The organism is Aliiroseovarius sp. S2029 (genome assembly GCF_023195575.1).
GTDB classification, from domain to species: domain Bacteria; phylum Pseudomonadota; class Alphaproteobacteria; order Rhodobacterales; family Rhodobacteraceae; genus Aliiroseovarius; species Aliiroseovarius zhejiangensis.
In genome coordinates this window covers 187,097-213,956 of the sequence record NZ_JALPQE010000005.1, presented here as the reverse complement: position 1 = coordinate 213,956, position 26,860 = coordinate 187,097, and the positions used below count along the sequence as shown (strand labels likewise).

The following is a 26,860-nucleotide window of genomic DNA, read 5'->3' as shown; positions in this document are numbered from 1 at the left end:
GCCAATTCCCCGGTGATCGTCCCAAATGAACGAATAATTTAGCGGTTTCAGCCGCAATGTTGCCCAGATTGACTGGCATTTCTTGTCCATTGGGAGCAGTCCGCGTGCAATTTTCGACTCACGCACGCCTTTGCGGGCAAAGGACCGATGGCAGAATGCCTGGGAGCGGGCTCTAACAGGAGGGATTTTACGATGAGTAGCAGTGTTGCGCTACACGCCGACCCGGAACCGATCGTTGCTTGCACGATCGCGCGGGACGTGCAGAACTTCGATCTTCTGATCGAAGATATGGAAGCTGAACTCGGCGAGGCATGGGGCGACCTGTCGCTTGAAGACGCTTTGGCGTTTTTCGCCCAACCGGATGCCGATGCGCTGGAGTTTGTCGCGATCGCGATGGACGATCAGGACGAGGCCGATCTGTCAAAAGTGGCCAGTGTCATCCGTGCCGCTGGCGAAAAGGGCATCAAGGTCATCGTGATCGCGGAAGAAGTCAGCCCGATCGCGCTGCACCAGCTTCTGAAAATGGGCGCTGAAGAGTTCGTCCCCTACCCGCTTCCCGAAGGTGCGTTGCACGACGCCATCGAACGGTTGCGCGCCCCTGAACCGGAAGCTCCGGTCCGCATTGACCCCGCAAACCAGTCGCCTCAACTGAAGGCTGACGGCGGGCACGAGGCGGTCATCCTGGCCGTTCACGGGCTGGCCGGTGGCACCGGCGCGACCACGCTTGCGGTGAACCTGGCCTGGGAACTGAGCCAGATGGACCGCTCAAAAAAGGACAAGAAGGCGGGAAAAACCCCGCCACGTGTCTGCTTGCTGGATTTCGGACTTCAGTTCGGGTCGGTGGCCACCTATCTGGACCTGCCGCGCCGCGACGCGGTCTATGAGCTGCTGTCCGACACCGAGGTCATGGATCACGAGATTTTCGCGCAGGCCCTTGTCAGTTTCGACGACGAAATGCAGGTGCTGACCGCGCCGCCCGACATGCTGCCCCTGGACATCGTCAGTGCCGAAGACATCCAGCGGATCATCGAGATGGCCCGCAGCAATTTCGATTATGTCGTGATCGACATGCCCAACACCGTCGCGCAATGGACCGAAACGGTCCTGCATGCGGCGCATGTCTATTTTGCGACGCTCGAACTTGACCTGCGCTCGGCCCAGAACACGTTGCGCATGATCAAGGCCCTGAAATCCGAGGAACTGCCGGTGGAAAAACTGCGCTATGTGCTGAACCGGGCGCCGAAATTCACGGATATGTCGGGCAAGTCGCGCGCCAAGCGACTGGCCGAAAGCCTTGATATCTCGATCGAACTGCACCTTCCGGATGGGGGCAAGCCTGTCACGCAATCCTGCGATCACGGCATCCCCCTGGCCACCGGGGCAAACAAGAACCCGTTGCGCAAGGAAATCCAGAAACTGGCGCAGTCGGTTCACGACCTGAACCAGGCTGAAGCCACGGCCAACTGACCCAGGAGGCGCCATGTTTTCCCGCTATAAAAAGCCCACGAAACCGGCCACGGGGACACCCGATCTGAAAGCCGTAAACGGCGGGCGGGCAGACGCCGCGCCGAAAGCCAGCCCCGCCCCCAATGGGGCAGCCGCGGCACGGCCTCCGGTCTCGCGCCGGCAGGCCCCGGTTCAGGAAGCCCGCGCGCCGCAGGCGGACAAGGAACGCAAGCGCAAGGAACGGTTGTCCGAGATCAAGACCGAGCTTCACAAAGAGCTTCTGGACAACCTGAACCTTGGCGCATTGGAAACCGCCGCCGAGAAAGACCTGCGCGCGGAAATCACTGATATTACGTCAGAATTCCTGAGCACCCGCGATGTCGTCCTGACCCGCGATGAACGGCTGTTGCTGAATCAGGAACTGTATGACGAGGTAAAGGGGCTTGGCCCGCTTGAGCCGCTTTTGCAGGATGACACGGTCAACGATATTCTGGTCAACGGCCCCCAGCAGGTGTTCGTCGAACGCGCGGGCAAGCTGCAACTGACCGATGTGACCTTCAAGGATGAACGCCACCTTCTGCGCATCATCGACAAGATCGTATCTGCCGTGGGGCGCCGTGTGGACGAATCAAACCCGCATGTCGACGCCCGTCTGGCCGACGGCTCACGCTTCAACGCGATGGTGCCTCCGATTGCGGTTGACGGGTCGCTTGTGTCGATCCGGAAATTCAAGAAGGACAAGCTGGGCATTGACGAGTTGGTCAATTTCGGGGCCTTTTCCGAAGAAATGGCCGCCTATCTGCAAGCCGCCGTAGCCACACGACTGAACGTGATCGTATCGGGCGGGACAGGGTCCGGTAAGACGACAACGCTGAACGCTCTGTCATCGTTCATCGACAACTCGGAACGGATCCTGACGATCGAGGATACGGCTGAACTTCAACTGCAACAGACCCATGTAGGCCGGATGGAAAGCCGCCCCGCCAACGTCGAAGGCAAGGGCGCGGTCAGCCAGCGCGACTGTCTGAAAAACGCTCTTCGGATGCGCCCGGACCGCATCATCGTTGGCGAGACGCGCGGCGAAGAGGTCATCGACATGCTGCAAGCCATGAACACCGGTCACGATGGGTCAATGACGACGATCCACGCCAACTCGGCCCGTGATGCGGTGTCACGTCTGGAAAACATGATCGCCATGGCCGGGATCGAAATGCCGATCAAGGCTGTGCGCAGCCAGATCGCGTCGGCTGTGAACCTGATCGTGCAGGCCAGCCGTCTGCAGGACGGGTCGCGCCGCATGGTGTCGATCACCGAGATCACCGGGATGGAAGGCGACGTGATCTCGATGCAGGAAGTGTTCCGCTATGAACGTCTGGGGCTTGCACCCGATGGCAAGATCATCGGTCGCTTCAACGCCACCGGCGTGCGGTCGCACTATTCCGACCGGTTCCGCCAGTGGGGCTATGACCTGCCCGCATCCATCTATGAACCCTGGAGCGACTGAGAATGTCCATTTCCATCGAGCCAATCCTCTACGGCCTGATCTTCCTGGCAGTTCTTCTGCTGGTCGAAGGCATTTACCTGACCGTGTTCGGCAAGTCGATCAGCCTGAACAACCGCATCAATCGCCGGTTGGACATGCTGGAAAAAGGGGCCGCGCGCGAAGAGGTTCTGGAAAAGCTGCGCAAAGAGATGAGCCAGCACGTCAAGGCGCAGGGCATCCCCTTCTATTCGCTGCTGGCCACCAAGGCACAGAAAGCCGCGATTGCCTTCACGCCCACTCAGCTTGTGCTGATCATGGTCCTGCTGACAGTGTTCGCCTTTGTCGGGCTGGGGGTTGCCACCGCCGCGTCGCTGCCGGTGCGCGCCGGAATATCCGTCGTCATGGGGGTGGGTGGTGTATATATCTGGATCAACAACAAGGCCAAGAAACGCACCGCGATGATCGAAGAGCAACTGCCGGACGCGGTTGAACTGATGGTGCGCAGCCTGCGGGTGGGGCATCCCTTCTCGTCCGCCGTGCAGATCGTTGCCAAGGAAGTGCCCGATCCGCTGGGCACCGAGATGGGCCTGATCGCAGATGAAAGCGCCTATGGCCGCGATGTGGGCGAGGCTCTGGCCAGCATGGCCGAACGTCTGGACAACCAGGACATGCGCTTCCTGGCCGTAGCCGTGATCATCCAGCAAACATCCGGCGGCAACCTGGCCGAGATCCTGGACGGTCTGGCCAAAGTGATCCGGTCACGCTTCAAGCTGTTTCGCCGCGTCCGCGCCATCACCGCCGAGGCGAAATGGTCAGGTAACTTCCTGTCGGGCTTCCCGATCCTGGCGCTGGTCATGATCAACCTGATCCAGCCCAACTATTATGACAAGGTACGCGACACGCCCTATTTCATTCCCGCCTGCCTGATCGTGGCGGGATTCCTTGTGGCAAACATCTTTGTCATGCGGGCACTGGTGAACATCAAGGTCTGACTGAGGAATAGAAGATGGAACAGTTCAACACCCTTCTGACCGACCTGCTTGGCCCCGCCGGCCCCTTTCTGGCGGTGGGCGCACTGGGGATTGTGCTGATCGTGGTCACCGTGCCATTTCTGCTGCGCAAGACCGAAGACCCGATCGAGAAACTGCGCAAGGCCCGCGAAAGCGGCAGCAAGAGCGGGCAGAAGGTCGATCTGCGCGTCGCCACAGGGTCGAACAAGCTTGAGAAATATTCCGCCTTTCTGGAACCGCAGGACGCCGACGAATACTCGGCCGTTCAACTGAAACTGCTGCAAGCGGGCTATCCCGGCAAGAACGCAGTGCGGACCTTTCACTTTGCGCAGTTCGCGCTGGGGATCGGGTTGCTGGTGTTCGGGGTCTTTCTGACCATCCTCAAGACCGCAAACGGTCAGGAAATGACGACAACAGCGCGAATCCTGTGGATTCTGATCCCCGGCGTTTGCGGGTATATGCTACCGAAATACTGGGTCACGCGCCGGGTCGAGACCCGCAAGGAAGAGATCACCAACGGATTCCCCGACGCGCTGGACATGATGCTGACCTGCGTCGAAGCCGGCCAGTCGCTGGATCAGTCGATCTTGCGTGTGTCCAAGGAAATTCGCGCCTCATACCCGGCGCTGGCCGACGAGTTTTCGATTGTCTCGAACGAGATGAAGGCCGGTAAGGATCGGGTGCAGGTGCTGCGTGACCTGTCCGAACGGTCGGGCGTGCCGGATGTGGCCAGCTTTGTCACCGTGATGATCCAATCGGCAACCTTCGGCACCTCCATCGCCGATGCCCTTCGCGTCTATGCCGCCGAGATGCGTGATAAACGCGTCATGCGCGCCGAAGAAAAGGCAAACACCTTGCCCACCAAGATGACACTTGCCACTATGATGCTGACGGTGCCGCCGCTTCTGATCATTCTGATCGGCCCATCGATCTATGACATTTATCTGACCCTCAAATCGGTCCGTTTCTGACGCATATCCACGGGCCGCGCGAAGGAGCCACCGTTGACCACGCGCCGCCCGCCCTGCCCCCAGCCGCATCGGTACACCCGCCTGCTTTCCGTGACATGCGCAACACTGGCCAGTGTCGTCCTGGCAGGTTGCACATCGGGCACCAACCCGTTTGCTAAATCTCCCCCCAACCCCTATGCGCCCACCGCCCTGAAGCGCGGCGAAGAGGCTGTGGACGGGCTGACCGTCGGACACCGGTTGACCGCGGCTGGTGAACACGAGCTGGCCCTGAAAGCCTATTTGCGCGCAGCCAGCGAACAGGGCGTCACCGTTGACGTGCTGTCGGCCATCGGGTCAGCGAACCTGCAACTGGGCCGGTTGGGCCAGGCGGAACGCATCCTCAGAAAAGCCACCGAAATGGATGGCAGTTTCGTTCCAGCCTGGAACAATCTGGGGGTCGTCCTGATGGAAACCGGCCAGATCGCCGAAGCAGCCCGTGTCTTTCAGATCGCATTTGGCCTGGATCGTGGCCAATCTGCCCAAATTCGCGACAATTTGCGCTTGGCGCTCGCAAAATCCGAAAATCCGGATTATGATCAGACGCATAATGATGCATTCGCGCTGGTGCGGCGGGGGACGGGGGATTACCTGCTTCTGTCGCAAATCTAGGCGAAGACACGAGCAGTAAAAAGGACGCAAAAATGCGCCACACTATCTTTTTGACGCTCTGCCTTGGCAGCGCGGTCGCCCTGTCCGCTTGCAAAAAGCCGAAATCGGGCAGCGAAGATGTCGAACGTGCCATCGCAGATGTGAACGTCATCGACGAAAGCAATCTCAATGACATCATGTTGACGGTGGGCGACCCGAACGAGGCGGTCGCCTATTTCAAACGCACGGCAAAGAGCCAACCAAACCGCATTGACCTGAAGCGCGGGCTGGCGCAATCGCTGATCCGTGCCAAGCGCCCGGTCGAGGCCGTGCCAGTCTGGAAGGCCATTGCGGCCAGTCCCGAAGGCACATCGGAGGACCGTGTCAGCCTGGCGGACGCCCTGATCCGTGCCGGTGACTGGAAAGAGGCCGAGGCCGTTCTGGACAAGGTGCCCCCCACCCACGAGACCTATCGCCGCTACCGGCTTGAGGCGATGATCGCCGACAGCAACAAGGAATGGAAAAAGGCTGACAGTTTCTATGAAACCGCGGTTGGCCTGACCACCAATCCCGGTTCGGTCATGAACAACTGGGGCTATTCCAAGCTGACCCGCGCCGATTTCAAGGGGGCCGAGCAGCTGTTTTCGCAAGCCCTGAGCTACGACAGCAAGATGTTCACGGCCAAGAACAACCTGGTTCTGGCGCGCGGCGCGCAGCGCAAATATGACCTGCCGGTCATCCCGATGACCCAGGTCGAACGCGCCCAGCTTCTGCACACGCTGGCCCTGTCTGCAATCAAGCAGGGGGATGTGGCGACCGGTAAAGGTCTGTTGCAGGAAGCGATCGACACCCACCCGCAGCATTTCGAAGCAGCGACCCGCGCGCTGGAGGCGCTGGAAAACAACGTCTCCAACGGGTGAACCGGGCATGAGCACCGCCATGACAAGCTGGGCAGCCCTGCTGTTTCTGCCCTTCGCGGTGCCGATCGCCCTGTGGGCGGTCTGGTCCGACCTGTCGCGCATGAAAATCCCCAACAAGGCCGTTATGGCACTGACCATCGTGTACGCGGTGGTCGGTCTTTTCGCATTCGAGCTGGATGAGTATCTGTGGCGCTGGGTGCATCTGGTCGTGGTGCTGGTCATCGGCTTTGTGATGAACATGCTGCGCATGATGGGCGCGGGCGACGCCAAATTCGCCGCCGCGATGGCCCCCTTTGTGGCGCTGCCCGATGCGTTTCTGTTTCTGACGTTGCTGGCCGTGATGACGGTGGCCGGGTTCATCCTGCACCGTATTGCGCGCAGCACGGACGCGGTGCGGGCCGCCACGCCCAACTGGGAAAGCTGGCAGCGGCGCGATTACCCGATGGGGCTGAGTCTAGGTGCCACGCTGATCACCTATCTGCTGCTGGCCGCGCTGACCGGCGCCTGATGCGCCGGTCTGCCGCAATACGCAAACGCGGCGGCTATTCCGTGTCCTCATCCACTTCGACGGGCGGGACGACCCGTTTGGGCAACTTCCCCGGCAGACTGTAGAGCGTGTAGTAAGGCGTGCGCCGCGCCTCTTTGACCTCGTCGATCCAATCCTGCCCGGACACCTCGTCCAGGATCTTCTTGCGCGTATCGGCCGACAACGGGCAGGCTGGTACCAACAGATAGTCGGCGTTCTGGATCCCGCTCAGCTCGCCATAATACCAAGGGGCGCCGCCCTTCAACGGCTCCAGATCGGCATAAAGCCAATAGCTGGACAAAAGGTCCGCAGAAAACAGCGACACACCGCCGCCGGACCAATCCGCAATTTCCCGCGACACGGCGCGAAACCAGACCACCATTCCCAGCTCAAGCGAGCAATATTCAAGTTCACGGTCCTTGAAGGTGACATCCGTGTCCTCGCGCGCTTCGTCGTCGTAAAGATCGGCAAACAGGCTGTCCGGCCCATCATAAGCACGTCGCACATCCACCCGGGCGGCACGCGGCGCATAGGTTTGCAGATCCTCGTGCACACCGCTGTCAGGCATCAGGGGCGCGTATTTCTCGACATCCGTTGAAAAGTGACGGACAGGGCTTGCCGCAAGGTTCAGAAACCCGGGCGTCGCAAAGGCCAGCGCCGCTACGGCGGAAATCGTTATGGCCTTTTGCAAATCCCACCCGAATCCGTTGAACACCGGTCCCGAAGGGCGCAACGCCACCAGAATCAACCCCAGCAGCCAAAGCCAGTGCGGATCGTTGCCGTAATTCTGAAAGGTGACATAGAAAAACCCGGGCAGAAGCAGAAGCAGCACCAGACCCTCGGTCATCCGCCCGGCCTGACGCAGGAAGATCACCGCGCCAATCGCCACCAGCGATCCGCCAAGATAGGCCGGGGCGCTGACAATATAGCTCAGATTATGGCCGGGCTGCGGGCGCACGTCGGACCCGGCCACATTCAACAGATCTTTCAGATAGGCCAGCCAGAAGATCGGCGTCCCGACCAAAAGGGTGATCAGGACGGCGGCAACCGCCCCTGTCACAAGCGCCCAAAGCAATGCGCGGCCCTGCCTGCGGGCCAGTAGTGCGACGACGATGGGAACAAGAAACGCGACAAAATAGGTGATTTTGATCATCGCCATCACCGCCATGGCCAGACCGATCACCATCCCGTCGGCGCGCGCAGAGCCGCGGCCACGCGCAGGCAGCATCGCCGCCGTGATCGCCAGAAAGGCCGCGGCCCAGGCCCAGCGGTTGTAGTGCATAGAGACCGAAACCACATCGTCATCGGCCCCATAGACCAGCGCGACCGCATAGATCAGGATCGTCGCACCGAACAGATATGACCAGATGCCATCGAACCGCGTTTTGGCCACCCACCAGGCGGGCAGAAAAAACACAGACGCCACAAGCAGTTGGCCTGCATGAAACGCGTGCCCGACCCCAAAACCTGCCTTCAGGAACACGGTGATCGGGGCGAAAGCAAGAATGCCGATGGGGGTGACGAAATCAAGATGCGGCCAGTCGCCATCCGCCATACGCAACAGCATCTGGAGCAGGTGCAGCGCATCGCCTTCATGTTTCGAGATGAAAAGCCCGCCCTTGCCAAAGAACGTCACCGCATACAGGCCGATCAGGCCCGCCATGAAGGCTGCCAAAAACTTGCCTTTATTTGTGCTCATACCTGCCCTCATTCTTTTGTAGCTAAAATAGCGCCAATAGGGCGTATCGCAATGCTTTGTAATTTTCTGGTCAAATTATTGACCGGACAGATGAAATCGCAACATAAGATCGGGCATGACAATGAATGTACACAGCACGGACATGATGGCGCCCCCGGTGGCGATGACCCTGTCCGAAACCGGGCTGTCCTTGGTGATGATGCGGGACATCCTCCTGAAAACCATGTTCCGCACCAATCTGGAACTGATCTCTGATCTGGAGCGGACGCTCTGCCTGCCGGCCCGCGTGGTGCAGGAGCTGATCGACATGTGCCGCGATGGCGGGTTGGTCGAGGCGATGGGCACACTGCACGCAGGTTCCAAATCGTCGGAAATGGGCTATCGCCTTTCCGACACCGGCAAGGCTCGCGCGCTGGATGCGTTGTCGCAATCGGAATATTTCGGCGCCATGCCGGTGCCGATGCAGGTCTATGCCAAGCAGGTGAAACGCCAGTCGATCCGCAACATTCACATGTCGCGCGAACAGTTGACCGGAGCCATGGGCCACCTGATCCTGCCGCCCGACCTGCTGGACCAGTTGGGGCCAGCAGTTGGTTCGGGCCGGTCGATCCTGATGTATGGCCCGCCGGGCAACGGGAAATCCTCGATCTCGAACGGGATTCGCGATGCGTTGGGCGACAAGATCTTCGTGCCGCGCGCCATCGAATATTCCGGGCAGGTGATCACCGTCTATGACCCGATCGTGCACACGCTGGCCGAAGAAGAAGACGGCGACCCCAACGCCCTGCGCCGCGTGTCCAAGAAATACGACCGCCGCTATGTGCTGTGCGAACGGCCCACGGTGATCACCGGGGGTGAATTGACGCTGGACATGCTGGACCTGGTGTATAACCCGACCGCGCGGACCTATACGGCCTCGCTTCAATTGAAATCCACTGGTGGCGTCTTCATCGTGGACGACCTTGGCCGTCAGGCCGATCCGCCCCAGGCGCTGATCAACCGCTGGATCGTGCCGCTGGAAGAAAACAAGGACATCCTGGCCCTGCAATCGGGCGAGAAGTTCGAGGTGCCGTTTGACACGCTCGTCATCTTCTCGACCAACTTCCACCCGAACAAGATCTTCGACAAGGCGGCCCTGCGCCGGATCTTCTACAAGATCAAGATCGACGGCCCGGATCAGGAAGGGTTCCTGAAAATCTTTGCCATGGTGGCGAAGAAAAAGGGCATGCCGTTGAACCAGGAGGCATTGGTTCATCTTTTGAAAACCAAATACCCGACGATCGACAATATCTATGCCAACTATCAGCCGGTCTTCCTGATCGACCAGATGCTGTCGATTTGCTCGTTCGAGGGCATCCCGCCGCAAATGTCGCCGGAGCTGATCGACCGGGCCTGGGAAAACATGTTCGTGAAAGAAGAGGAGATCGTGCACTAACGCGATCTAGCCGAGCAGCAAAGGGCGATCCGACGTGCACCCGGGTCGCCCTTTTTTTTATGAGCGGTGTATTTGCGGCATGTTCACGGCGCACCACTTTGCCTATCCTGCCCGCATGACCGCCCTGCCCCCGCATTTCGACAATTGGTTCGCCCAACGCGGCTGGTCGCCGCATCCGCATCAATTGGAGATGCTGGCGCACGCCGATGCCTCGGCGCTGATGCTGATCGCGCCGACCGGGGGCGGCAAAACCATGGCGGGGTTTCTGCCGACACTGGTCGAATTGGGGGACGCACCGGCGCCGGGATTGCACACGCTCTATATCTCGCCGTTGAAGGCGCTGGCCGCCGATATGCGCCGCAACCTGACTGCGCCGATTGACGAGATGGGGCTGGCGATCCGGGTCGAAGATCGGTCCGGCGACACCACACAGACCCGCAAGAAAGCCCAGCGCGCCGACCCGCCGCATATATTGCTGACCACGCCCGAGAGTCTTGCGCTGTTATTAAGCTACCCGGATGCGCCGCGCATCTTCGCCGGGCTGAAACGCGTGGTGGTGGACGAGTTGCATGCGCTGGCGGAAAGCAAACGCGGCGATCAGTTGATGCTCTGCCTGTCGCGCCTGCAGGCGCTGTGCCCTGAACTGCGACGGGTCGGCCTGTCGGCGACGGTCGAAGACCCGCCGACGCTGGCCCGTTTCCTCGCCCCACACCCGACCCTATGCAAGATCATCGAAGCCGACCCCGGCCCCGACCCCGACATTGCGATGCTGACCACCGACACGCCCCCCCCCTGGTCGGGTGGGGGCGGACGCTATGCCATCCGCGAGGTGCTGGACGAGGTGGCAAAACACAAGACCACGCTGATTTTTCACAACACCCGCGCGCAGGCCGAGATTTTTTTTCACGAGCTCTGGATGGCCAATGACGCGGCCCTGCCCATCGGCATTCACCACGGGTCGCTTGCGCTTGAACAGCGCAAGAAGGTCGAGGCCGCGATGGTGGCCGGACGCCTGCGCGCCGTGGTCTGCACCGGATCACTGGACCTTGGGCTGGACTGGGGCGATGTCGATCTGGTCATTCAGGTGGGCGCGCCCAAGAACGTCAAACGGCTGGTGCAGCGGATCGGGCGGGCCAATCACCGCTATAACGCGCCATCAAAGGCCCTGATCCTGCCCGCCAACAGGTGGGAGGTCATCGAATGTCACGCCGCGATCGAGGCGGTTCTGGCTCATGACCTTGACGGCGATCCGCGCGGCCCCGGCCCGCGCGACGTGCTGTGCCAACACATTCTGATCACCGCCTGCGCGGCACCCTTTGACGCCGACGCCCTTTTTGCCGAGGTCACAACGGCTGGCCCTTATGCCGACCTGACCCGCGCCGAATTTGACGAATGCCTCGATTTCGTGGCAACCGGGGGGTATGCCCTGCGCGCCTATGACCGCTGGCAACGGCTGATGCTGCGCGCCGATGGGCTGTGGCAGTTGCGCGACCCCCGGTTGGCCCAGCAGGTGCGCATGAACGTGGGCACGATCATCGACACCGACACGCTGAAGGTGCGGATGAAGGGGCGCTCGCGGGCGTCAGTGGGCAAGCCCCTGGGCGAGGTCGAGGAAAGTTTCGCCGCCTCGCTGGTGCCCGGTGACACTTTCCTGATGGGCGGCCAGATCGTCCGATTTGAAAGCCTGCGCGAGATGGAAGTGCAGGTCAGCCGCGACCGGGGGCGCAAACCGAAACTCGCCGTATTTTCAGGCACCAAGTTTTCGACCTCGACCCAGCTGTCCACCCGCATTCTGGATATTCTGCACCGTTCCCCCCTGCCCGATCTGCCGCAGCACACGCTGGACTGGATCGCGTTGCAGCGCGACGTCAGCCAGTTGCCACGCGCGGGACGCATCCTGGTGGAAAGTTTCGATCACGAAGACCGCCCGCACACCTGCATCTATGGCTTCACGGGCAAGAACGCGCAGCAGACGCTGGGCCTGATGGTCACACGCCGGATGGAGGAGATGGGGCTTGGCCCACTTGGTTTCGTCGCCACCGATTATGCAACGCTGATCTGGTCGCTGTCGCATCTGGACACACCGGCACAGGTGCTGGACGCCGCGGGCTTGCGCGATGGGCTGGACGGGTGGCTCGCGGAAAACGCGCTGATGAAACGCAGCTTCAAGGGCGCGGCGACGATTGCGGGGTTGATCACCCGTAACCTGCCGGGCAAGCGATCTTCGGGGCGGCAGGCGACCTTTTCCGCCGACATCCTTTACGACACGCTGCGCAAATACGACCCCGATCACCTGCTGCTGTCCATCACCCGCGACGAGGCGATGCGCGGGTTGATCGGCTTTGGCCGGATTGACGAGATGCTGGCGCGCACCGGCGGGCGGATCGACCATGTTCGCCCGGACCATGTCACCCCCTTCGCCGCCCCCCTGTTCCTTGAGGTCGGCAAGGTGCCGGTGGACGGCGCCGGGCAAGAGGCATTGATGCGCGCCGAGGCAAATCGCCTTATGATGGAAGCCGGGCTGCAATAGCCCGCAGATCGGCGTAAAAACTTGCAAACGCGCGGAAAATCGACTTGGTAGATTGCATGAAGGGGTATGAGTTTATTTTCACGGGGGTGAAGCTGACCTTGCTGCCGTCGGGGGCGTTGTGGTGGCCCGACAAAGCTCTTCTGTGTGTCTCGGACCTGCATCTTGGCAAATCGGAGCGGATGGCGCGGGGTGGTGGCGCGATCCTGCCGCCCTATGAGACGCGCGACACGCTGCATAGGCTGGAACGCGATATCGAGACGACGGGCGCACGCACGGTCGTTTGTCTGGGCGACAGTTTCGATGATCTTGAAGCCTCGGAAAACCTGCCTGAAGATGAAGCCCTGTGGCTGACCCGTCTGATGGCGGGCCGCCGCTGGGTCTGGATCGAAGGCAACCATGACCCCGGTCCCATCGAGTTTGCCGGCACCCATCTAGCCGAGCTGTTGCAACCGCCTTTGCACTTTCGCCATATCGCGCGGGTTGGTGCCGCGGGCGAGATCACGGGCCATTTCCACCCCAAGGCGCAGCTTCATTTCAAGGGCCGCTCGGTCAGTCGCCGGTGCCTGTTGTTCGATGGCGACCGGGTGATCATGCCGTCCTATGGCACCTATACGGGCGGGTTGCGCACGGACAATTCCGTCCTGTCGCGCCTGATGCGTCCCGAGGCAATCGCGGTCTTGCTGGGCGACCCGCCGCAACCCATCCCGATGCCGCGCGAGCGTGTGTGACGTGGCGTTTTGATTGCGCAGCCCGCGTCTGTGTTAGCCTGTGGTGGCGAAAGGACGCCACATGAAAGACCTCTCTGCTGATACCATCGCCAAAATCGGTGCAAGTTTCGCAGCACAAAACCTGATGACCACGATCGGGGCCGAAATGACCGATCTTGCGCACGGCACGTGCCAGATCACCGCGCCGATCCCGGACAATATGCGCCAGCAACACGGGTTCGGCCATGCGGCACTGACCTTCGGGCTGGGCGACACCGCCGCCGGCTATGCTGCGTTGTCCGTGATGCCCGAGGGTCACGAGGTTCTGACCTCCGAGATCAAGATCAACCTTCTGGCGCCTGCTGCGGGCCGCCGGTTGGTGGCTGAAGGGCGCGTCTTGCGGGCAGGCCGTCGCCTGATCCCGGTCGAGGCGGATGTCTGGGCAGAACAGGACGGCGGGCGCACCCTGATCGCCAAGCTGCTGGGCACCATGGTGCCGGTTCCGATCCGACCTGCCGCAACGTGACGGTTGGCCTTCGCGGCGCAACCCCGCACACTCGCGCCAACCCATTGAAGGAGAGCCCCATGTCAGACCGCGTTCGCATCACCGAAGACAATCAGGTCGCCACCGTGACCCTGACCCGCGCCGACAAGCGCAACGCGCTGGATCTTGCGATGATCCGCGCCATCGTGGACGCAGGCGAGACGCTGGCCGCGCGCAAGGATATCCGCGCCGTGGTGTTGGCGGGCGATGGCCCCGCCTTTTCGGCCGGGCTGGACCTTGCGGCAATGCCCGAGATCGCGCAGTTCGCCATGCAGGGCGGTGTGTTCATGGAGCGCACTCACGGCAATGCGAACCTGTTTCAAGCCGCCGCGATGGTCTGGGCCGAGATGCCGCAGCCGGTGATCGCCGCCGTGCATGGCTATGCATTTGGCGGCGCGTTTCAGATCATGCTGGGGGCGGATATGCGGATTGCCGCGCCTGACACACGGTTTTCGATCATGGAAGGCCGCTGGGGCATCATTCCCGACATGGGCGGCATGGTTCTGATGCGTCGCTTGGCGCGTGGCGATGTGATCCGCAAACTGACCTACTCGGCCGAGCAATTCGAGGCACAGGAAGCCTTGGACTGGGGTTTTGTGACCGAGCTTTCGGACACGCCGCTGGCCCGCGCGCAGGCGCTTGCCGCCGAGATTGCGCAGAAATCCCCCGATGCGATCCGGGCCGCGAAAGCCCTGATCCGTGACACCGAACTGATGGGGGTGAGGGACACGCTGATTTCTGAGAGCCGCGCGCAAGAGGCGCTGATGGGCAAACCAAACCAGATGGAGGCCGTGGTGGCCGGGATGCAGAAACGCGCGCCGAAGTTCACCGACTAACGAAAACCCGCGCAGTCACTGCATCGCCAAAAGCGGCTTGCGGTTGCTGACATGACGACGCACCAGCGTTTTCATGTGCCTGCCCTTGGGCGGGCAGAACCGCGCCATCCGGGGCAGGTAATCCGCCGCCGACAGTTCGGGAAACAGCGCCATGATCTCGTCATAGGCGGCATCGCCCACGGCTTTCAAAGCCTCTTTGCCGGTGAACAGGCTCTCGGTGGGTGCGCCTTCGGACAACACGATCTCGTGGCTGTCAAACAGCATGTGCAGATAGGTTACCGGCGCCTCAACGGTGTCGACAAAGATGCCGGGACTGTCGATCAGTTTGCGGGCGGGGATCAACGCCTCCTCCGCGCCGAACATCCGTTTCGCGATGGGCGAACGCACCAGCACACGATGCTGCGGTGACACGCACAGATCGCGCAGGGGCAGGTTCGCCCCCAGCGCACCCGCCGTGATGCGGATCGGGGCAAGTTTCGGTTTTTCCGAAAGCTCGCGCAGGCAAAGCTCCCGCCGGCCGATCCAGCGGATCGTCTGCGGTCCGTTATCCAGGGTCAGAACCGCGTCGCCAACACCCAGGGTCTCGATCTTTCGGGGGCCGTCCGTCGTGTCGATCAACGTGCCCATCACGAAACAGGGCACAATCGAACTGACCGGGATCGACGGGCCGTTATTCGTGACCGCCACCACCGTCAGCGTCGTATCCAATGGCGGGATTTCCCCGTTCAGAAACGTGATGAAGAACCCCTGCTCGGCCGCGGTGCCTTGTATCTTGCCGTTACCGTTGGCGTCCCAATCCATCAGCCCGATTTCATAGCTGTTTGTGCCGTCAGTCACCTGAATGGTAAAATCCCAGGTGATGATGTTTCCATTATAGGTCTGACCTGCGTCATTAGGGTTCTCATCCTGAATGCTGTCGCCGGTCACAATCGAGCCATCGCTGCCCTCCTCAATCTTAATCTTGCTGTAAGACCCGATCTCGAAAGACGATCCAATCGTCGCCAGCTTGGCGGTGAAGCGCGACATCGTCGTATCGGTGCGAAAGGCACCGTATAGGGATATGGACATGCTCTACCTGCGGCGTTCTTGTGACGCCCTGATCCCGTGACGCGCTGGCCACGAGTGACTGCTCAATTCGCCCGCGACTTATGGCGACGCGTGACGTCTGAAAGGTTAACAGAATCTTAACAGACGCGATTCAGCTTTTTTTATCCGCGAAAGCAGAGTGCCAAACCTGCAACACTCGGACCGACACATGCAAAAGGGTGGGTCGTGGCCCGCCCTTTCCATCTGTCAGCGCCCATGTGCCTCAGGCGGTCAGACCCTCGGGTTCGACCAGCCTGTTGGCGCGGCAACAGGCGGTCAGCGTGTTGGCCAGTAGGCAGGCGATGGTCATCGGACCGACGCCACCCGGCACCGGCGTGATCGCGCCCGCAACCTTCGCCGCGCTTTCAAAATGCACGTCGCCCACAAGGCGCGTCTTGCCCTCGCCCTTTTCGGGGGCGTCGATGCGGTTGATGCCCACGTCGATCACGGTCGCCCCTGGTTTGATCCAGTCGCCCGGCACCATTTCCGCGCGCCCCACGGCGGCGACCACGATATCGGCGCGGCGCACGACGTCGGGCAGGTCTTTTGTGCGGCTGTGTGCGATCGTCACGGTGCAGCTATCGCCCAGCAAAAGCTGCGCCATCGGCTTGCCCACGATGTTCGACCGGCCAATGACCACCGCATCCAGCCCGGACAGCGACCCGTGATGGTCGCGCAGCATCATCAGACAGCCCAGCGGCGTGCAGGGCACCATGGATTTCTGCCCCGTTCCCAACAGCCCGACATTCGAGATATGGAATCCGTCCACATCCTTTGCGGGGTCGATTGAGTTGATCACCAAATCTTCATTCAGGTGGCCGGGCAACGGCAATTGCACAAGGATGCCATGCACTTGTGGATCATTGTTCAACTTGTCGATCAGGGCCAGCAGATCCTTTTCCGACGTATCGGCGTCCAGCTTGTGTTCAAAGCTGTTCATCCCGACCTCGACCGTCTGCTTGCCTTTCGAACGCACATAGACCTGGCTGGCAGGGTCCTCGCCCACAAGCACCACGGCCAGGCCGGGGGTGATGCCGTGTTCGTCCTTCAGGCGCGCCACATGGCCCGCGACCTTCTCGCGCACGGTTGCCGCGAAGGCTTTGCCGTCGATGATCTGTGCTGTCATGGCGCTCTCCTTACATATCCGTCCGGGCATAGGCATCCCGATAGTGATTCATCTGCATTTCCGTCGCCTTCACGGCATTTGCCATCAGCGTCGCGACCGTGACCGGACCAACGCCACCCGGCACCGGGGTGATCCAGCCCGCAACCTCGGCGCAGCTGTCAAACTCCACATCGCCGACAGTCTTTCCTTCAACCCGGTTGATGCCGATGTCAATGACCACGCAGCCGGGTTTCAGCATATCGCCGGTCACAAGACCGGGCTTCCCCACCGCGACGAACACCGCATCCGCCGCGCGGCTATGCATCGCGACCGAGCGGGTCATGTGGTGGCAGACCGTCACCGTGGCCCCCAACCCCATCAACAGGAAGGCGATGGGTTTGCCAACAATCTCGGAATGACCGATCACGGTCACGTTCAGCCCTTCGATATCCAAGGGCAGGGTCTTCAGGATCTCGACCGCCGCCACCGCCGTGCACGGCCCCAGCGCCAGATCGTTATAGACGATGTTCCCGATCGAGGCCGGGTGCATCCCCTCGACATCCTTCAGGGGATGGACGAGCTTTTGCAGCGTTTTCACGGGGATATGATCGGGCAATGGGCGTTGGATGATGATCCCGTTGACGCGCGGATCGGCGTTCAGGCCCTGAATGATGCCGGACAGTTGCTCAAGCGAAGTGTCATGAGGATAATCACGGGCCTCGAACGCGACCCCTGCGCTTTCCGCGCTTTTCTGCTGGTTGCGCACATAAAGCCGCGCGGCCGAAGTATCGCCCACCGACAGCGACACAAGGCGCGGTTGCCAGCCCTCATCGGCCAGATGTGCCGCGCGGGCGGCGACCTCTTCTCTCATCTTTGCGGCAATGGCCTTGCCGTCGATCAATGTGGCGCTCATGGCCCCCTCTCCTTCTTGGCGGGATGTTGGGTGAGGTCTTGCAAAAAAAAGGGCGGGATGCGGCCCCGCCCTTTGTGGTTTCCGGATCAGAACAGGCCTTCCACCTCGCCCTCGGCGTTCAGGCCGATGGTGAGCGCCGCGGGTTTGCGCGGCAGCCCGGGCATGGTCATGATCTCGCCGCAGACAACGACGATGAAGCCCGCGCCCGCCGACAGGCGCACCTCGCGCACCGGCACCGAATGGCCCGTGGGCGCACCGCGCAGGTTGGGATCGGTCGAGAAGCTGTATTGCGTTTTCGCCATGCAGACCGGCAGGTTGCCATACCCGGCGTCTTCCCAGTCGCGCAACTGCTGGCGGATTTTCTTGTCGGCCAGCACCTCGTCGGCGCGATAGATTCGTTTGGCGATGGTTTCGATCTTTTCAAACAGCGGCATCTCGTCAGGATAGATCGGTGCGAAGCTCGCCACATCGGCATCCGCCACCTCGGCCACGCGGCGGGCCAGCGCCTCGGACCCTTCCGACCCCAGTTCCCAGTGGCGCGACACGATGGCTTCCGAGCCATGGCTGTCGACGTAATCCTTGACCGCCTGCACCTCGGCATCCGTGTCGGTGACGAAATGGTTGATGGCAACCACGACCGGCACGCCGAAGGATTTCAGGTTCTCGATATGGCGCCCAAGGTTCGGGCAACCGGCCTTCACGGCGTCCACGTTTTCTTCGCCAAGATCAGCCTTGGCGACCCCGCCATTCATCTTCATCGCCCGTACGGTGGCCACCAGAACCACCACGCTGGGGGCGATACCGGCCTTGCGGCACTTGATGTTCATGAACTTCTCGGCACCCAGATCAGCCCCGAAGCCGGCTTCGGTCACGACATAGTCGGTCAGCTTCATCGCGGTGGTCGTCGCGATGACCGAGTTGCAGCCATGTGCGATATTGGCGAACGGGCCGCCATGCACGAAGGCCGGGTTGTTTTCCAGCGTCTGCACCAGGTTGGGCTGCATCGCGTCTTTCAACAGCACGGTCATGGCCCCGTCCGCGCCGATGTCGCGGCAATAGATCGCCTTACGTTCGCGGGTGTAGGCCACGATGATATCGCCAAGACGCTTTTGCAGGTCCGCCAGATTGTTCGACAGGCACAGGATCGCCATCACTTCGGACGCAACGGTGATGTCATACCCGGTCTGGCGTGCGAACCCGTTGGTCACACCGCCCAGAGACACCACGATATCACGCAGCGCGCGGTCGTTCATGTCGACCACCCGTCGCCACGCAATACGGCGTTCGTCAATCTCAAGCTCGTTGCCCCAATAGATGTGGTTGTCGATCATGGCCGCCAAAAGCGAATGCGCCGAGGTGATGGCGTGGAAATCGCCGGTGAAGTGAAGGTTCATGTCCTCCATCGGCACGACCTGCGCATAGCCCCCCCCGGCCGCGCCGCCCTTCATCCCGAAGTTCGGCCCAAGCGAAGCTTCGCGGATGCAGACCATGGCTTTCTTGCCGATGCGGTTCAGACCATCGCCCAGACCAACGGTGGTGGTCGTCTTGCCTTCACCCGCGGGTGTCGGGTTGATCGCGGTCACCAGGATCAGCTTGCCATCTTCACGGTCCTGCACCGAATTGATGAACTCCTGACTGACCTTGGCCTTGTCATGGCCGAAGGGAAGCAGGTGTTCGTTCGGAATGCCCAGCTTATCGCCGATTTCCTGGATCGGACGTTTCTTGGCTTCGCGGGCGATTTCGATGTCGGATTTATAGCTCATGGCAGATCCTTTAGATTCGTGCGCTCTTGTTCAGGTCAGATCGCAGCCCTGTTGATCCTGCGACCATTTTCTGTCTGAAACTTATCTGCCCGAATACCATGCCATAGGGTGGAATCCGACATGTTTGCCGTGAATATCGTCGCAAAGCGATCTGGCCCGGTCGATCGGTCCCGCTACACCTGACCGCGTATGGGTCACGGGGTCGGTGATGCCGCCGGTTCAGGTTGCCACGCGCGCTGCAACGGCACGTGAAGTCGCAATCTGTCACCAATATGCAAGCTGCCCTCGCGTTCGACCCAGGCGGTGACACCGCGACGATCCTGAGCGGCAGCCTTGAACGCGGTGCCCTTTCCCGGCAGGTGGCGTTCGATTTCCTGTCCCGGAAAGTGGCAGGGCCGGTTTTCCATATCAATGGTCAGCGCCGTGCCGTTTTCGGCCACCAGCCGAGACGACGGGGGAACATGGGTGAAATCGGGCAGCCCGGTCAGAACCATGGAGGCCCCCACCCATTCAGGGTTCAGATCATCCAGCCCCATCGCCTGGGCAATTCCAGCAAGTTCTTCGGCCGACAGGATGGACAACTGGCGCACGTTGCGAATGTCCGTGCCCACCGGATACTGGTTGCGCATACGGGCGCAGGACGGGCGGGTCAGGCCAGATCGCGCCTCGCCCGTGACCCCGGCATAGGTCAGGTCAACACGGGCACAGGCAACCGAGGCCAGCGTGTCGGCGCGACTGCGGGTCCTGCCCAGCCAGGTGATATGACCGTAATACTCTGTGGGAACAAGCGCGGGCATTGGGCCTCCTGTGATCCAGGGCGAGCGTGGCGCAAAGCCTGCGCAAACTCAACCCTTCTGCGATGTCGGGCGTGTCGGGTCGGCCGTGCCTGCCGGCCCCACTGTGACAAAAACATGATGGATCTCCGAGCGGCGAAAAAAAATATCCGGCACAGTTCGATTTTATCTTGAACCGAATCCGGTTTGGGTCCATCTGCCGCGACAAAGACGCCAACGCACGCGCCTCTGGCCGGAAGCATCAACGCCCACGTGTTTACGTAGCGACGGTAACGTCTCCCTTGGAACTGAGCGGTCTTCGACGTTTTATCGTTATGGCCGGGTCTTATGGAGATGACCATGATGCATTTCGTTGGCGCCGGTGCGCCTTCCCCCGTTGCTGTCCCTTCTCGACTGGACGCCTTTATTGCCAGCCGGCAGTTTGACAAGCCCACATTGGTCATGGACCTTGACCGGGTCGAACAGCAATACACCGCGCTGAAAACGGGGTTGGGGCACGCCCATATCCACTTTGCCGTGAAAGCCAATCCGGCCCGCCCGATCATTGCCCGTCTGGTCCAGCTGGGCAGCCATTTCGATGCCGCCTCGAAGGGCGAGATCTTGTTGTGCCTGGAGGAGGGCGCGCGCCCGCAGGATATTTCCTTCGGCAACACGATCAAACGCGCCTCGGACATTGCCTGGGCACATCAGCAAGGCATCACGCTTTTTGCCGCAGACGCCGAAGAAGAGCTGGAAAAGATCGCCCGGAACGCCCCCGGCGCATCGGTCTATATCCGTCTGATCGTCGAAAACTCGCAAGCTGACTGGCCGTTGTCGCGCAAGTTCGGCTGTGATCGCAATATGGCGATTGCGCTTCTGGGACGCGCGAAAGAGCTGGGGCTGAACCCGGTCGGCTTTTCGTTTCATGTCGGGTCGCAGACACGTCAGGCCAAGATGTGGGCCCCAACCCTGAACGTGATGGCCGAGATCTGGCGCTCGGCCCGCGCGGCGGGTCACGATCTGTCGGTCCTGAACATCGGGGGCGGCTTCCCCGCCTTCTATGGCGACGCGATCGACGCGCCCGAGATCTATGCTCGCCAGGTGATGGACCTTGTGACCGAACGCTTCGGCGACAAGGTGCAGGTCATGGCCGAGCCGGGGCGCGGCATGGTTGCCGAGGCCGGCGTGATCGTGGCCGAGGTCATGCTGGTCAGCCGCAAATCGGATCGGGACCTGCACCGCTGGGTCTATCTGGACATCGGCCGTTTCTCGGGTCTGGCTGAAACCGAGGGCGAAGCGATCCGCTATCAGTTCGAAACCGCGCGCGATGGTGACCCGATGGGGCCGTGCGTCATGGCCGGACCAAGCTGCGACAGCGCGGACGTGCTTTACGAAAAACGCCCGGTGAACCTGCCGATGACCCTGACCGCGGGCGACCGTGTACTGATCCGCAACACGGGGGCCTATACCACGACCTATTCCAGCGTCGGCTTCAACGGCTTCCCGCCGCTGGACGTGGTGGTGATCTGAGCCACAGATTGCGAACAATCGGTTGCTGACAGTCCAGAATGCGCCGCCGCCCTGATTTCCAAGTCGGGGCGGCAATTGTCAGACTGCCGCGCGTCCTGCAACAAACAGCCAGATCGCAACAAGACCCAGTATCGCGGCGAATGCCCCGTTCAACAGGCGCGCATGATCGCGGTGTCTGAAGCGGGCCAGAAGCCCATCACCCACGATCGTCCAGAACAGGAACGCAACAAGGTTGTTCAGCGTGAAAATGGTCGTGATCCACAGCACGGCAGCAAGATGGGGGATTGGAAATGCGGTCAGGAACTGGCTGAACATCAGCGCGATGATCACATAGGCTTTCGGGTTCAGCGCCAACAGCATGACACCATCCAGAACGCCGATGACCCCCTTGTCTCGATCCGCCCCCGACAATCCGGCGCGAAGGAACGTCCACGCCAGCCACGCCACATAGACAGCCCCTGCCCACCGCAACACCTCAAACAAGGTTGGTGCCTTGGCGATCAACGCCGAGAACCCCAGCCCAAGTCCAAAAGTCACCAGCCACGTCGCGACGTGATAGCCGAAATTCGCAGGCAAGGTGGCGCGCAGACCAAATCGCGCACCCATCGCAGCAAAAACCATATTTCCCGGTCCCGGGCTGTAGGCAAGCGGTGCCAGAAACAGAATCAAAGCCAGAGTTGTTGGGACCATGATCGCGCCCTCCTATCCAGAAGGTGCGCATTTGCCGTGAACATATCGACCCGTTTCCTGCGCAAACACGGCCCATTCCAAACACGGCCCATTCCCCGTGCAACAAAAAACCCCCGACGCGGCTGCATCGGGGGTTGTTCTGTTTTGATCCGGGATCAGGCGGTGGGTTCCGGCTCCAAATCGCCGTCGCCTGCCGGTTTCGACCGTGGCTTGGTTTTCGGGATCGCGGTGACGGACGGCGCGCTGCCTTCGTCCGGCGTGTCGTCATCCTCGCTTTTCGTGGGCGGCTCACCGCGCATGACGCGTTGGATTTCCTCGCCGGTCAGGGTTTCGTATTCCAACAGGCCCTGGGCCAGGTTTTCCCATTCTTCCTTTTTCTCGGTCAGGATCTTGAACGCGGTTTCATAACCTTCCTGGATGAAGCGTTTTACCTCTTCCTCGATCAGTTCCTTGGTATGCGCCGAGACCGAGAAGCCCGCCGTGTTGCCCGAATAGCCTTCGGCGGCTTCGGCATAGTCGATATTGCCGACCTTTTCGGACATGCCCCACCGCATCACCATGGCGCGCGCCAGACCGGACGCCTGCTGGATATCACCCGCCGGTCCGTTCGAGACGTTGTCTTCACCATACTTGATGATCTCGGCCGCTTTGCCCGCCATGGTCATGGCCAGCTTTTCCTCGCATTCCGACTTGTGCCAGTTCAGTCGGTCAATCTCGGGCAGCGACACAACCATGCCCAGCGCACCACCGCGCGGGATGATCGTGGCCTTATAGACCGGATCGCATTGCGGCAATGACATCCCGACCACGGCGTGGCCTGCCTCGTGATAGGCGGTCTTTTCCTTCTGATCGTCGGTCAGCACCATGGACCGGCGTTCGGCCCCCATCATCACCTTGTCTTTCGCGTTCTCGAAATCTTCCATGGTGACGAACCGGCGGCCCACACGGGCGGCCATAAGGGCGGCTTCGTTCACGAGGTTCGCCAAATCAGCACCCGAAAACCCCGGCGTGCCGCGCGCGATGATGCGCATATCGGCGTCCGGGCCAAGCGGCACCTTGCGGGCGTGAACGCCCAAAATCTTCTCGCGGCCTTTGATGTCTGGGTTTGGCACAGTGACCTGACGGTCAAACCGGCCCGGACGCAACAGCGCCGGGTCCAGCACGTCACGACGGTTGGTCGCGGCCAGGATGATCACACCCTCGTTCGCCTCGAACCCGTCCATTTCGACCAGAAGCTGGTTGAGCGTCTGTTCGCGTTCGTCATTGCCGCCGCCATAGCCTGCGCCACGCGACCGGCCCACGGCGTCGATCTCGTCGATGAAGACGATGCAGGGTGCGTTTTTCTTGGCCTGTTCGAACATGTCGCGCACGCGGCTTGCGCCCACACCCACAAACATTTCAACGAAATCAGAACCCGAGATGGTGAAGAACGGCACACCCGCTTCGCCTGCAATGGCACGCGCCAGCAGCGTCTTACCTGTACCCGGAGGGCCAACCAAAAGCGCCCCTTTGGGGATCTGCCCGCCCAAGCGGCTGAATTTCTGCGGGTTGCGCAGAAACTCCACGATCTCTTCCAGCTCTTCCTTGGCCTCGTCAATACCGGCCACGTCGTCGAAGGTCACACGGCCTTCACGTTCGGTCAGCATCTTGGCCTTTGACTTGCCAAAGCCCATGGCACCGCCGCCCCCGCGACCTTGCATCCGGTTCATCATAAAGAACCAGAAGCCGATCAGCAGGATCACCGGCAGAAGCAATGTTATCAGGCTCATGAAGCCCGATTGCTGTTGCGGCTCGGCCTTCAGTTCGACGCCCTTGTTCAGAAGCATGTTCGACACTTCGGCGTCACGCGGCACGATGGTCTGGTACATCTTGCCGTCAGCGGCCTGATAGATGACCTTTTCACCGTCGATGGTTGCGGTCTTGACCTCGTCCCCTTCGACAGAGGTCACAAATTCCGAATAGCTGACCTGTGATGCTGCCAGCCCTGCCTGCCCGTTCGAAAACAGGTTGAACAAAGCCAGGATCAACAGGAACAGAACGATCCAGAAAGCGAAATTTCTCGCGTTGCCCAAGGGTCTCTCCTTTGAATGCCATGGCGACAGGGCGCAGGACCGATGGTCCGCACGCTGCCACTCTAAAATAGGGATGAATGACGTATGTTCAATGCGATAAAACGGCTGATCGGAATTCTTCCACATTCGGCGCACGCGTCAGCAGGGAAATATCGCCAAATCCCGCCAGCGGCGCCGCCAGAAGCGTGCCCTGCGACCAGACCGCGGGCGTGGTCATCAGCGTGGTGCGGGTTAGCCCGGTGGCCCGCCAGGTTTCGCAATGAAGGATGCCGTCGCCCAGGGCCTTGACCTGCATGTCAGGCGCATCGCGCCCGGCAGGGGCCGTCAAGATCCAACGCCCATCCCACAGCGCACCGGGTGGGGCGGTCAGCCCTTCGACCGCGCGCTGCTCGCGCCCGATCACAAGCCGGTCAGAGACGCGTGAAACCAGGCAGCCCTGCAGGTTGCGGGTCTGGCCGTCCAGCACCTCGGCCTCCAACGTGCGCAACGCGTCATATCGCGGGCGATAGGGTGTGGACGAGACATAGGTGATGGCATGGGCCAGCAGACGGTGGCGGGTTTCATCCGGCAGGTCGGCAAACTCCGGCAAGCGAAACCGGACATCCCCGGCCTGCAGATCCGACAACCGGACTGTCGCGTCATGAGCCAGCCATGACAGCGCGTCACGGGCCAGTGTCATGCGCCGTGCGGTGCCGGTCAGGCGGTCCCGATCCAACCCGATCTGCGCCAGATCCGGCATGGCGTCGCGCACCCGGACACGGTCGAATGCCCGGTCCTCGTTTGACGGATCCTCGACCCAGTCTTGCCCGCGCGTCTTCAGAACGTCGCGTAAGGACGCCCGATCCACGCGCAACACAGGCCGCAGCCAGCGCATCCCCCGGTCGTGCCAATCCTTCCGCATCGCGGCAAGCCCATCGACGCCCGACCCCCGTGCCAATCGCATCACGAAGGTCTCGGCCTGGTCATCGGCGGTGTGACCCAGCAATACCGCATCAAGTCCGACCCCCCGCGCCCAATCGGCCAAAAGGTCATAGCGCGCGCGGCGGGCAGCATCCTGCACATTGCCTGCAGGGCGTTGCGCCCAGCTTAAAACCGTGTGCGGCACGGTCAGCGATGCGCAGCTTTCCCGCACGAACCGCGCCTCGTCCGCCGCCCCGGCACGCAAACCGTGATCGACGGTTGCGGCGTGAAGCTCCGCCCCCTGCGCCGCACACCAATCCCGCGCCAGCAGCAGCAGCGCCATACTGTCCCCACCGCCCGACACCGCCACACCCAAACGCAAAACGGGCCCGCCAACGCGGACCCGGTTCAGGGCATCGGCAAGGGCCATTGCTGGCGTCATTGGCACCCCAGGCTGGCACGCGCGGCATTGGCGTCTTCGACCGCCGGGGTGCCGGGGAAGCGTTTGCCCACCTCGGCCAGTGTCGCGCAGGCTTCGGATATCTGACCCAACCCGCCCAGCGCATTGCCCAGCCGGAACAGCGCATCCGGGGCGCGGTCGCTGTTCGGCGCGCCGGAAAAGGCGTTCAAATAGGCCCGCGCGGCGGATTTGATATCACCCAGCCCGGTCAGCGCCTCGCCCCGCTGAAAATGTGCCTCGGCGGTCAGGGGCCCACCGGGATAGGTTTCGATAAAGGTGGCATAAAGCGCAGCGGCTTCCTCGAACTCGCCGGCTTCAAGTGCGGCGCCTGCGGCGTCGAAATCCTGCTTTTCACCCACCGCCAACTCGGTTGCCAACGGTTGCGCCGGGGCTGGTGCAGGGGCCGGAGCGGTGGGCACCTCGCCGCCGCCAAGGGTCGAGGTTTCGCCCAGCTTCGTCACATCGCCGCCTTCCAGTTCAACCAGCCGAAACTCAAGATCGCCGATCCGGTTGGTGCCGTCCTTGACGATCGAATCGATGCGGAACTGAAGCTGTTCGGTCTGTCCGGTCAGGCGCGACAGCTCGCTTTCGATGGTCGCCACACGTTCGGTCAGGCTGCCAGTGCCGGTGGCAATACTGCCCGCCCCGGTGGTCGACAGCTCGGTTTTCAGCTTCTGGATCTCGACATAGAGCATCGACAACTCTTGCCGGATATCGGCAAGCGATTGCGCCCGGTCCTGTGCGACGGTCGGGGTGACCAACGCCACGGACAGCGAAATGGCAACGGCAGTCAGCCGGGGAAAACGCAGCATCTGACTCTCCTTACCCGGTCAA

The 26,860-nt window shown here is 61.5% G+C and carries 23 protein-coding genes; 13 read left to right on the top strand and 10 right to left on the bottom strand.

Annotation, left to right across the window (positions count from 1 at the left end; translation table 11 throughout):
• Positions 1 to 192: 192 nt before the first annotated feature.
• Genes MUY21_RS12005 through MUY21_RS11975 form a run of 7 tightly spaced genes read left to right on the top strand, consistent with a single transcriptional unit; the run spans position 193 to position 6,965 of the window.
• Positions 193 to 1,467 (top strand): AAA family ATPase, encoded by a 1,275-nt coding sequence (locus tag MUY21_RS12005; RefSeq protein WP_248410596.1) that lies wholly within the window; start codon positions 193 to 195, stop codon positions 1,465 to 1,467.
• Positions 1,468 to 1,480: 13 nt separating this feature from the next.
• Positions 1,481 to 2,950, top strand: a complete 1,470-nt coding sequence (locus MUY21_RS12000) for a CpaF family protein (RefSeq protein WP_248410595.1) — start codon at positions 1,481 to 1,483, stop codon at positions 2,948 to 2,950.
• 2 nt (positions 2,951 to 2,952) lie between these two features.
• Positions 2,953 to 3,921, top strand: coding sequence for a type II secretion system F family protein (locus MUY21_RS11995; protein ID WP_191285520.1), 969 nt, complete (start codon positions 2,953 to 2,955; stop codon positions 3,919 to 3,921).
• Between the two features lie 14 nt (positions 3,922 to 3,935).
• Positions 3,936 to 4,910 carry a type II secretion system F family protein gene (locus MUY21_RS11990; protein WP_248410594.1) on the top strand — a complete coding sequence of 325 codons (975 nt, stop codon included), beginning with the start codon at positions 3,936 to 3,938 and terminating at the stop codon, positions 4,908 to 4,910.
• 33 nt (positions 4,911 to 4,943) lie between these two features.
• Positions 4,944 to 5,558 (top strand): tetratricopeptide repeat protein, encoded by a 615-nt coding sequence (locus MUY21_RS11985; protein ID WP_248410593.1) that lies wholly within the window; start codon positions 4,944 to 4,946, stop codon positions 5,556 to 5,558.
• Positions 5,559 to 5,590: 32 nt separating this feature from the next.
• Complete coding sequence (locus MUY21_RS11980) at positions 5,591 to 6,457, top strand: tetratricopeptide repeat protein (protein ID WP_248410592.1); 867 nt, start codon at positions 5,591 to 5,593, stop codon at positions 6,455 to 6,457.
• A gap of 7 nt (positions 6,458 to 6,464) precedes the next feature.
• A complete protein-coding gene (locus MUY21_RS11975; protein ID WP_248410591.1) occupies positions 6,465 to 6,965 on the top strand; it encodes a prepilin peptidase in 501 nt (166 codons plus the stop codon).
• 34 nt (positions 6,966 to 6,999) lie between these two features.
• On the opposite strand, the gene MUY21_RS11970 is transcribed toward MUY21_RS11975, so the two are convergent.
• Positions 7,000 to 8,682 (bottom strand): hypothetical protein, encoded by a 1,683-nt coding sequence (locus MUY21_RS11970; RefSeq protein ID WP_248410590.1) that lies wholly within the window; start codon positions 8,680 to 8,682, stop codon positions 7,000 to 7,002.
• Positions 8,683 to 8,803: 121 nt separating this feature from the next.
• Between MUY21_RS11970 and MUY21_RS11965 the strand changes: the two genes are divergently transcribed.
• The 5 genes from MUY21_RS11965 (at position 8,804) to MUY21_RS11945 (ending at position 14,734) form a co-directional block, all read left to right on the top strand.
• Complete coding sequence (locus MUY21_RS11965) at positions 8,804 to 10,117, top strand: ATPase (protein WP_248410743.1); 1,314 nt, start codon at positions 8,804 to 8,806, stop codon at positions 10,115 to 10,117.
• A 115-nt stretch (positions 10,118 to 10,232) separates the two neighbouring features.
• On the top strand, positions 10,233 to 12,647 hold the full coding sequence (locus MUY21_RS11960) for a ligase-associated DNA damage response DEXH box helicase (protein ID WP_248410742.1): 2,415 nt from the start codon (positions 10,233 to 10,235) through the stop codon (positions 12,645 to 12,647).
• A gap of 56 nt (positions 12,648 to 12,703) precedes the next feature.
• Positions 12,704 to 13,375: a ligase-associated DNA damage response endonuclease PdeM gene (pdeM, locus tag MUY21_RS11955; protein ID WP_248410589.1), complete on the top strand. Its 672-nt coding sequence runs from the start codon at positions 12,704 to 12,706 to the stop codon at positions 13,373 to 13,375.
• 61 nt (positions 13,376 to 13,436) lie between these two features.
• Positions 13,437 to 13,880, top strand: a complete 444-nt coding sequence (locus MUY21_RS11950) for a PaaI family thioesterase (RefSeq protein WP_248410588.1) — start codon at positions 13,437 to 13,439, stop codon at positions 13,878 to 13,880.
• A 59-nt stretch (positions 13,881 to 13,939) separates the two neighbouring features.
• Positions 13,940 to 14,734, top strand: coding sequence for a crotonase/enoyl-CoA hydratase family protein (locus MUY21_RS11945; RefSeq protein WP_248410587.1), 795 nt, complete (start codon positions 13,940 to 13,942; stop codon positions 14,732 to 14,734).
• Positions 14,735 to 14,749: 15 nt separating this feature from the next.
• Here the strand turns inward: MUY21_RS11945 and MUY21_RS11940 are convergent, their stop codons facing one another.
• From MUY21_RS11940 to MUY21_RS11920, 5 genes are all read right to left on the bottom strand, one after another.
• Positions 14,750 to 15,802, bottom strand: coding sequence for a Hint domain-containing protein (locus tag MUY21_RS11940; protein ID WP_248410586.1), 1,053 nt, complete (start codon positions 15,800 to 15,802; stop codon positions 14,750 to 14,752).
• Between the two features lie 241 nt (positions 15,803 to 16,043).
• Positions 16,044 to 16,946 (bottom strand): bifunctional methylenetetrahydrofolate dehydrogenase/methenyltetrahydrofolate cyclohydrolase FolD, encoded by a 903-nt coding sequence (gene folD, locus MUY21_RS11935; protein WP_248410585.1) that lies wholly within the window; start codon positions 16,944 to 16,946, stop codon positions 16,044 to 16,046.
• Between the two features lie 10 nt (positions 16,947 to 16,956).
• A complete protein-coding gene (locus tag MUY21_RS11930) occupies positions 16,957 to 17,838 on the bottom strand; it encodes a bifunctional 5,10-methylenetetrahydrofolate dehydrogenase/5,10-methenyltetrahydrofolate cyclohydrolase (protein WP_282569040.1) in 882 nt (293 codons plus the stop codon).
• Positions 17,839 to 17,924: 86 nt separating this feature from the next.
• Entirely contained in the window at positions 17,925 to 19,601 is a 1,677-nt protein-coding gene (locus MUY21_RS11925) for a formate--tetrahydrofolate ligase (protein WP_248410584.1), read from the bottom strand.
• Between the two features lie 194 nt (positions 19,602 to 19,795).
• Positions 19,796 to 20,398, bottom strand: coding sequence for a sulfurase (locus MUY21_RS11920; protein WP_248410583.1), 603 nt, complete (start codon positions 20,396 to 20,398; stop codon positions 19,796 to 19,798).
• Between the two features lie 330 nt (positions 20,399 to 20,728).
• On the opposite strand from MUY21_RS11920, the gene MUY21_RS11915 reads away from it, so the two are divergent.
• A complete protein-coding gene (locus tag MUY21_RS11915; protein ID WP_248410740.1) occupies positions 20,729 to 21,904 on the top strand; it encodes a type III PLP-dependent enzyme in 1,176 nt (391 codons plus the stop codon).
• A gap of 78 nt (positions 21,905 to 21,982) precedes the next feature.
• Here the strand turns inward: MUY21_RS11915 and MUY21_RS11910 are convergent, their stop codons facing one another.
• The 4 genes from MUY21_RS11910 to ybgF form a co-directional block, all read right to left on the bottom strand.
• On the bottom strand, positions 21,983 to 22,594 hold the full coding sequence (locus MUY21_RS11910) for a LysE family translocator (RefSeq protein ID WP_248410582.1): 612 nt from the start codon (positions 22,592 to 22,594) through the stop codon (positions 21,983 to 21,985).
• 155 nt (positions 22,595 to 22,749) lie between these two features.
• Complete coding sequence (ftsH, locus tag MUY21_RS11905; RefSeq protein WP_248410581.1) at positions 22,750 to 24,666, bottom strand: ATP-dependent zinc metalloprotease FtsH; 1,917 nt, start codon at positions 24,664 to 24,666, stop codon at positions 22,750 to 22,752.
• Positions 24,667 to 24,754: 88 nt separating this feature from the next.
• Positions 24,755 to 26,008, bottom strand: coding sequence for a tRNA lysidine(34) synthetase TilS (gene tilS / locus MUY21_RS11900; RefSeq protein ID WP_248410580.1), 1,254 nt, complete (start codon positions 26,006 to 26,008; stop codon positions 24,755 to 24,757).
• Positions 26,005 to 26,838, bottom strand: a complete 834-nt coding sequence (ybgF, locus tag MUY21_RS11895) for a tol-pal system protein YbgF (protein ID WP_248410579.1) — start codon at positions 26,836 to 26,838, stop codon at positions 26,005 to 26,007. The genes tilS and ybgF overlap by 4 nt, the downstream gene beginning before the upstream one ends.
• Positions 26,839 to 26,860: the final 22 nt, after the last annotated feature.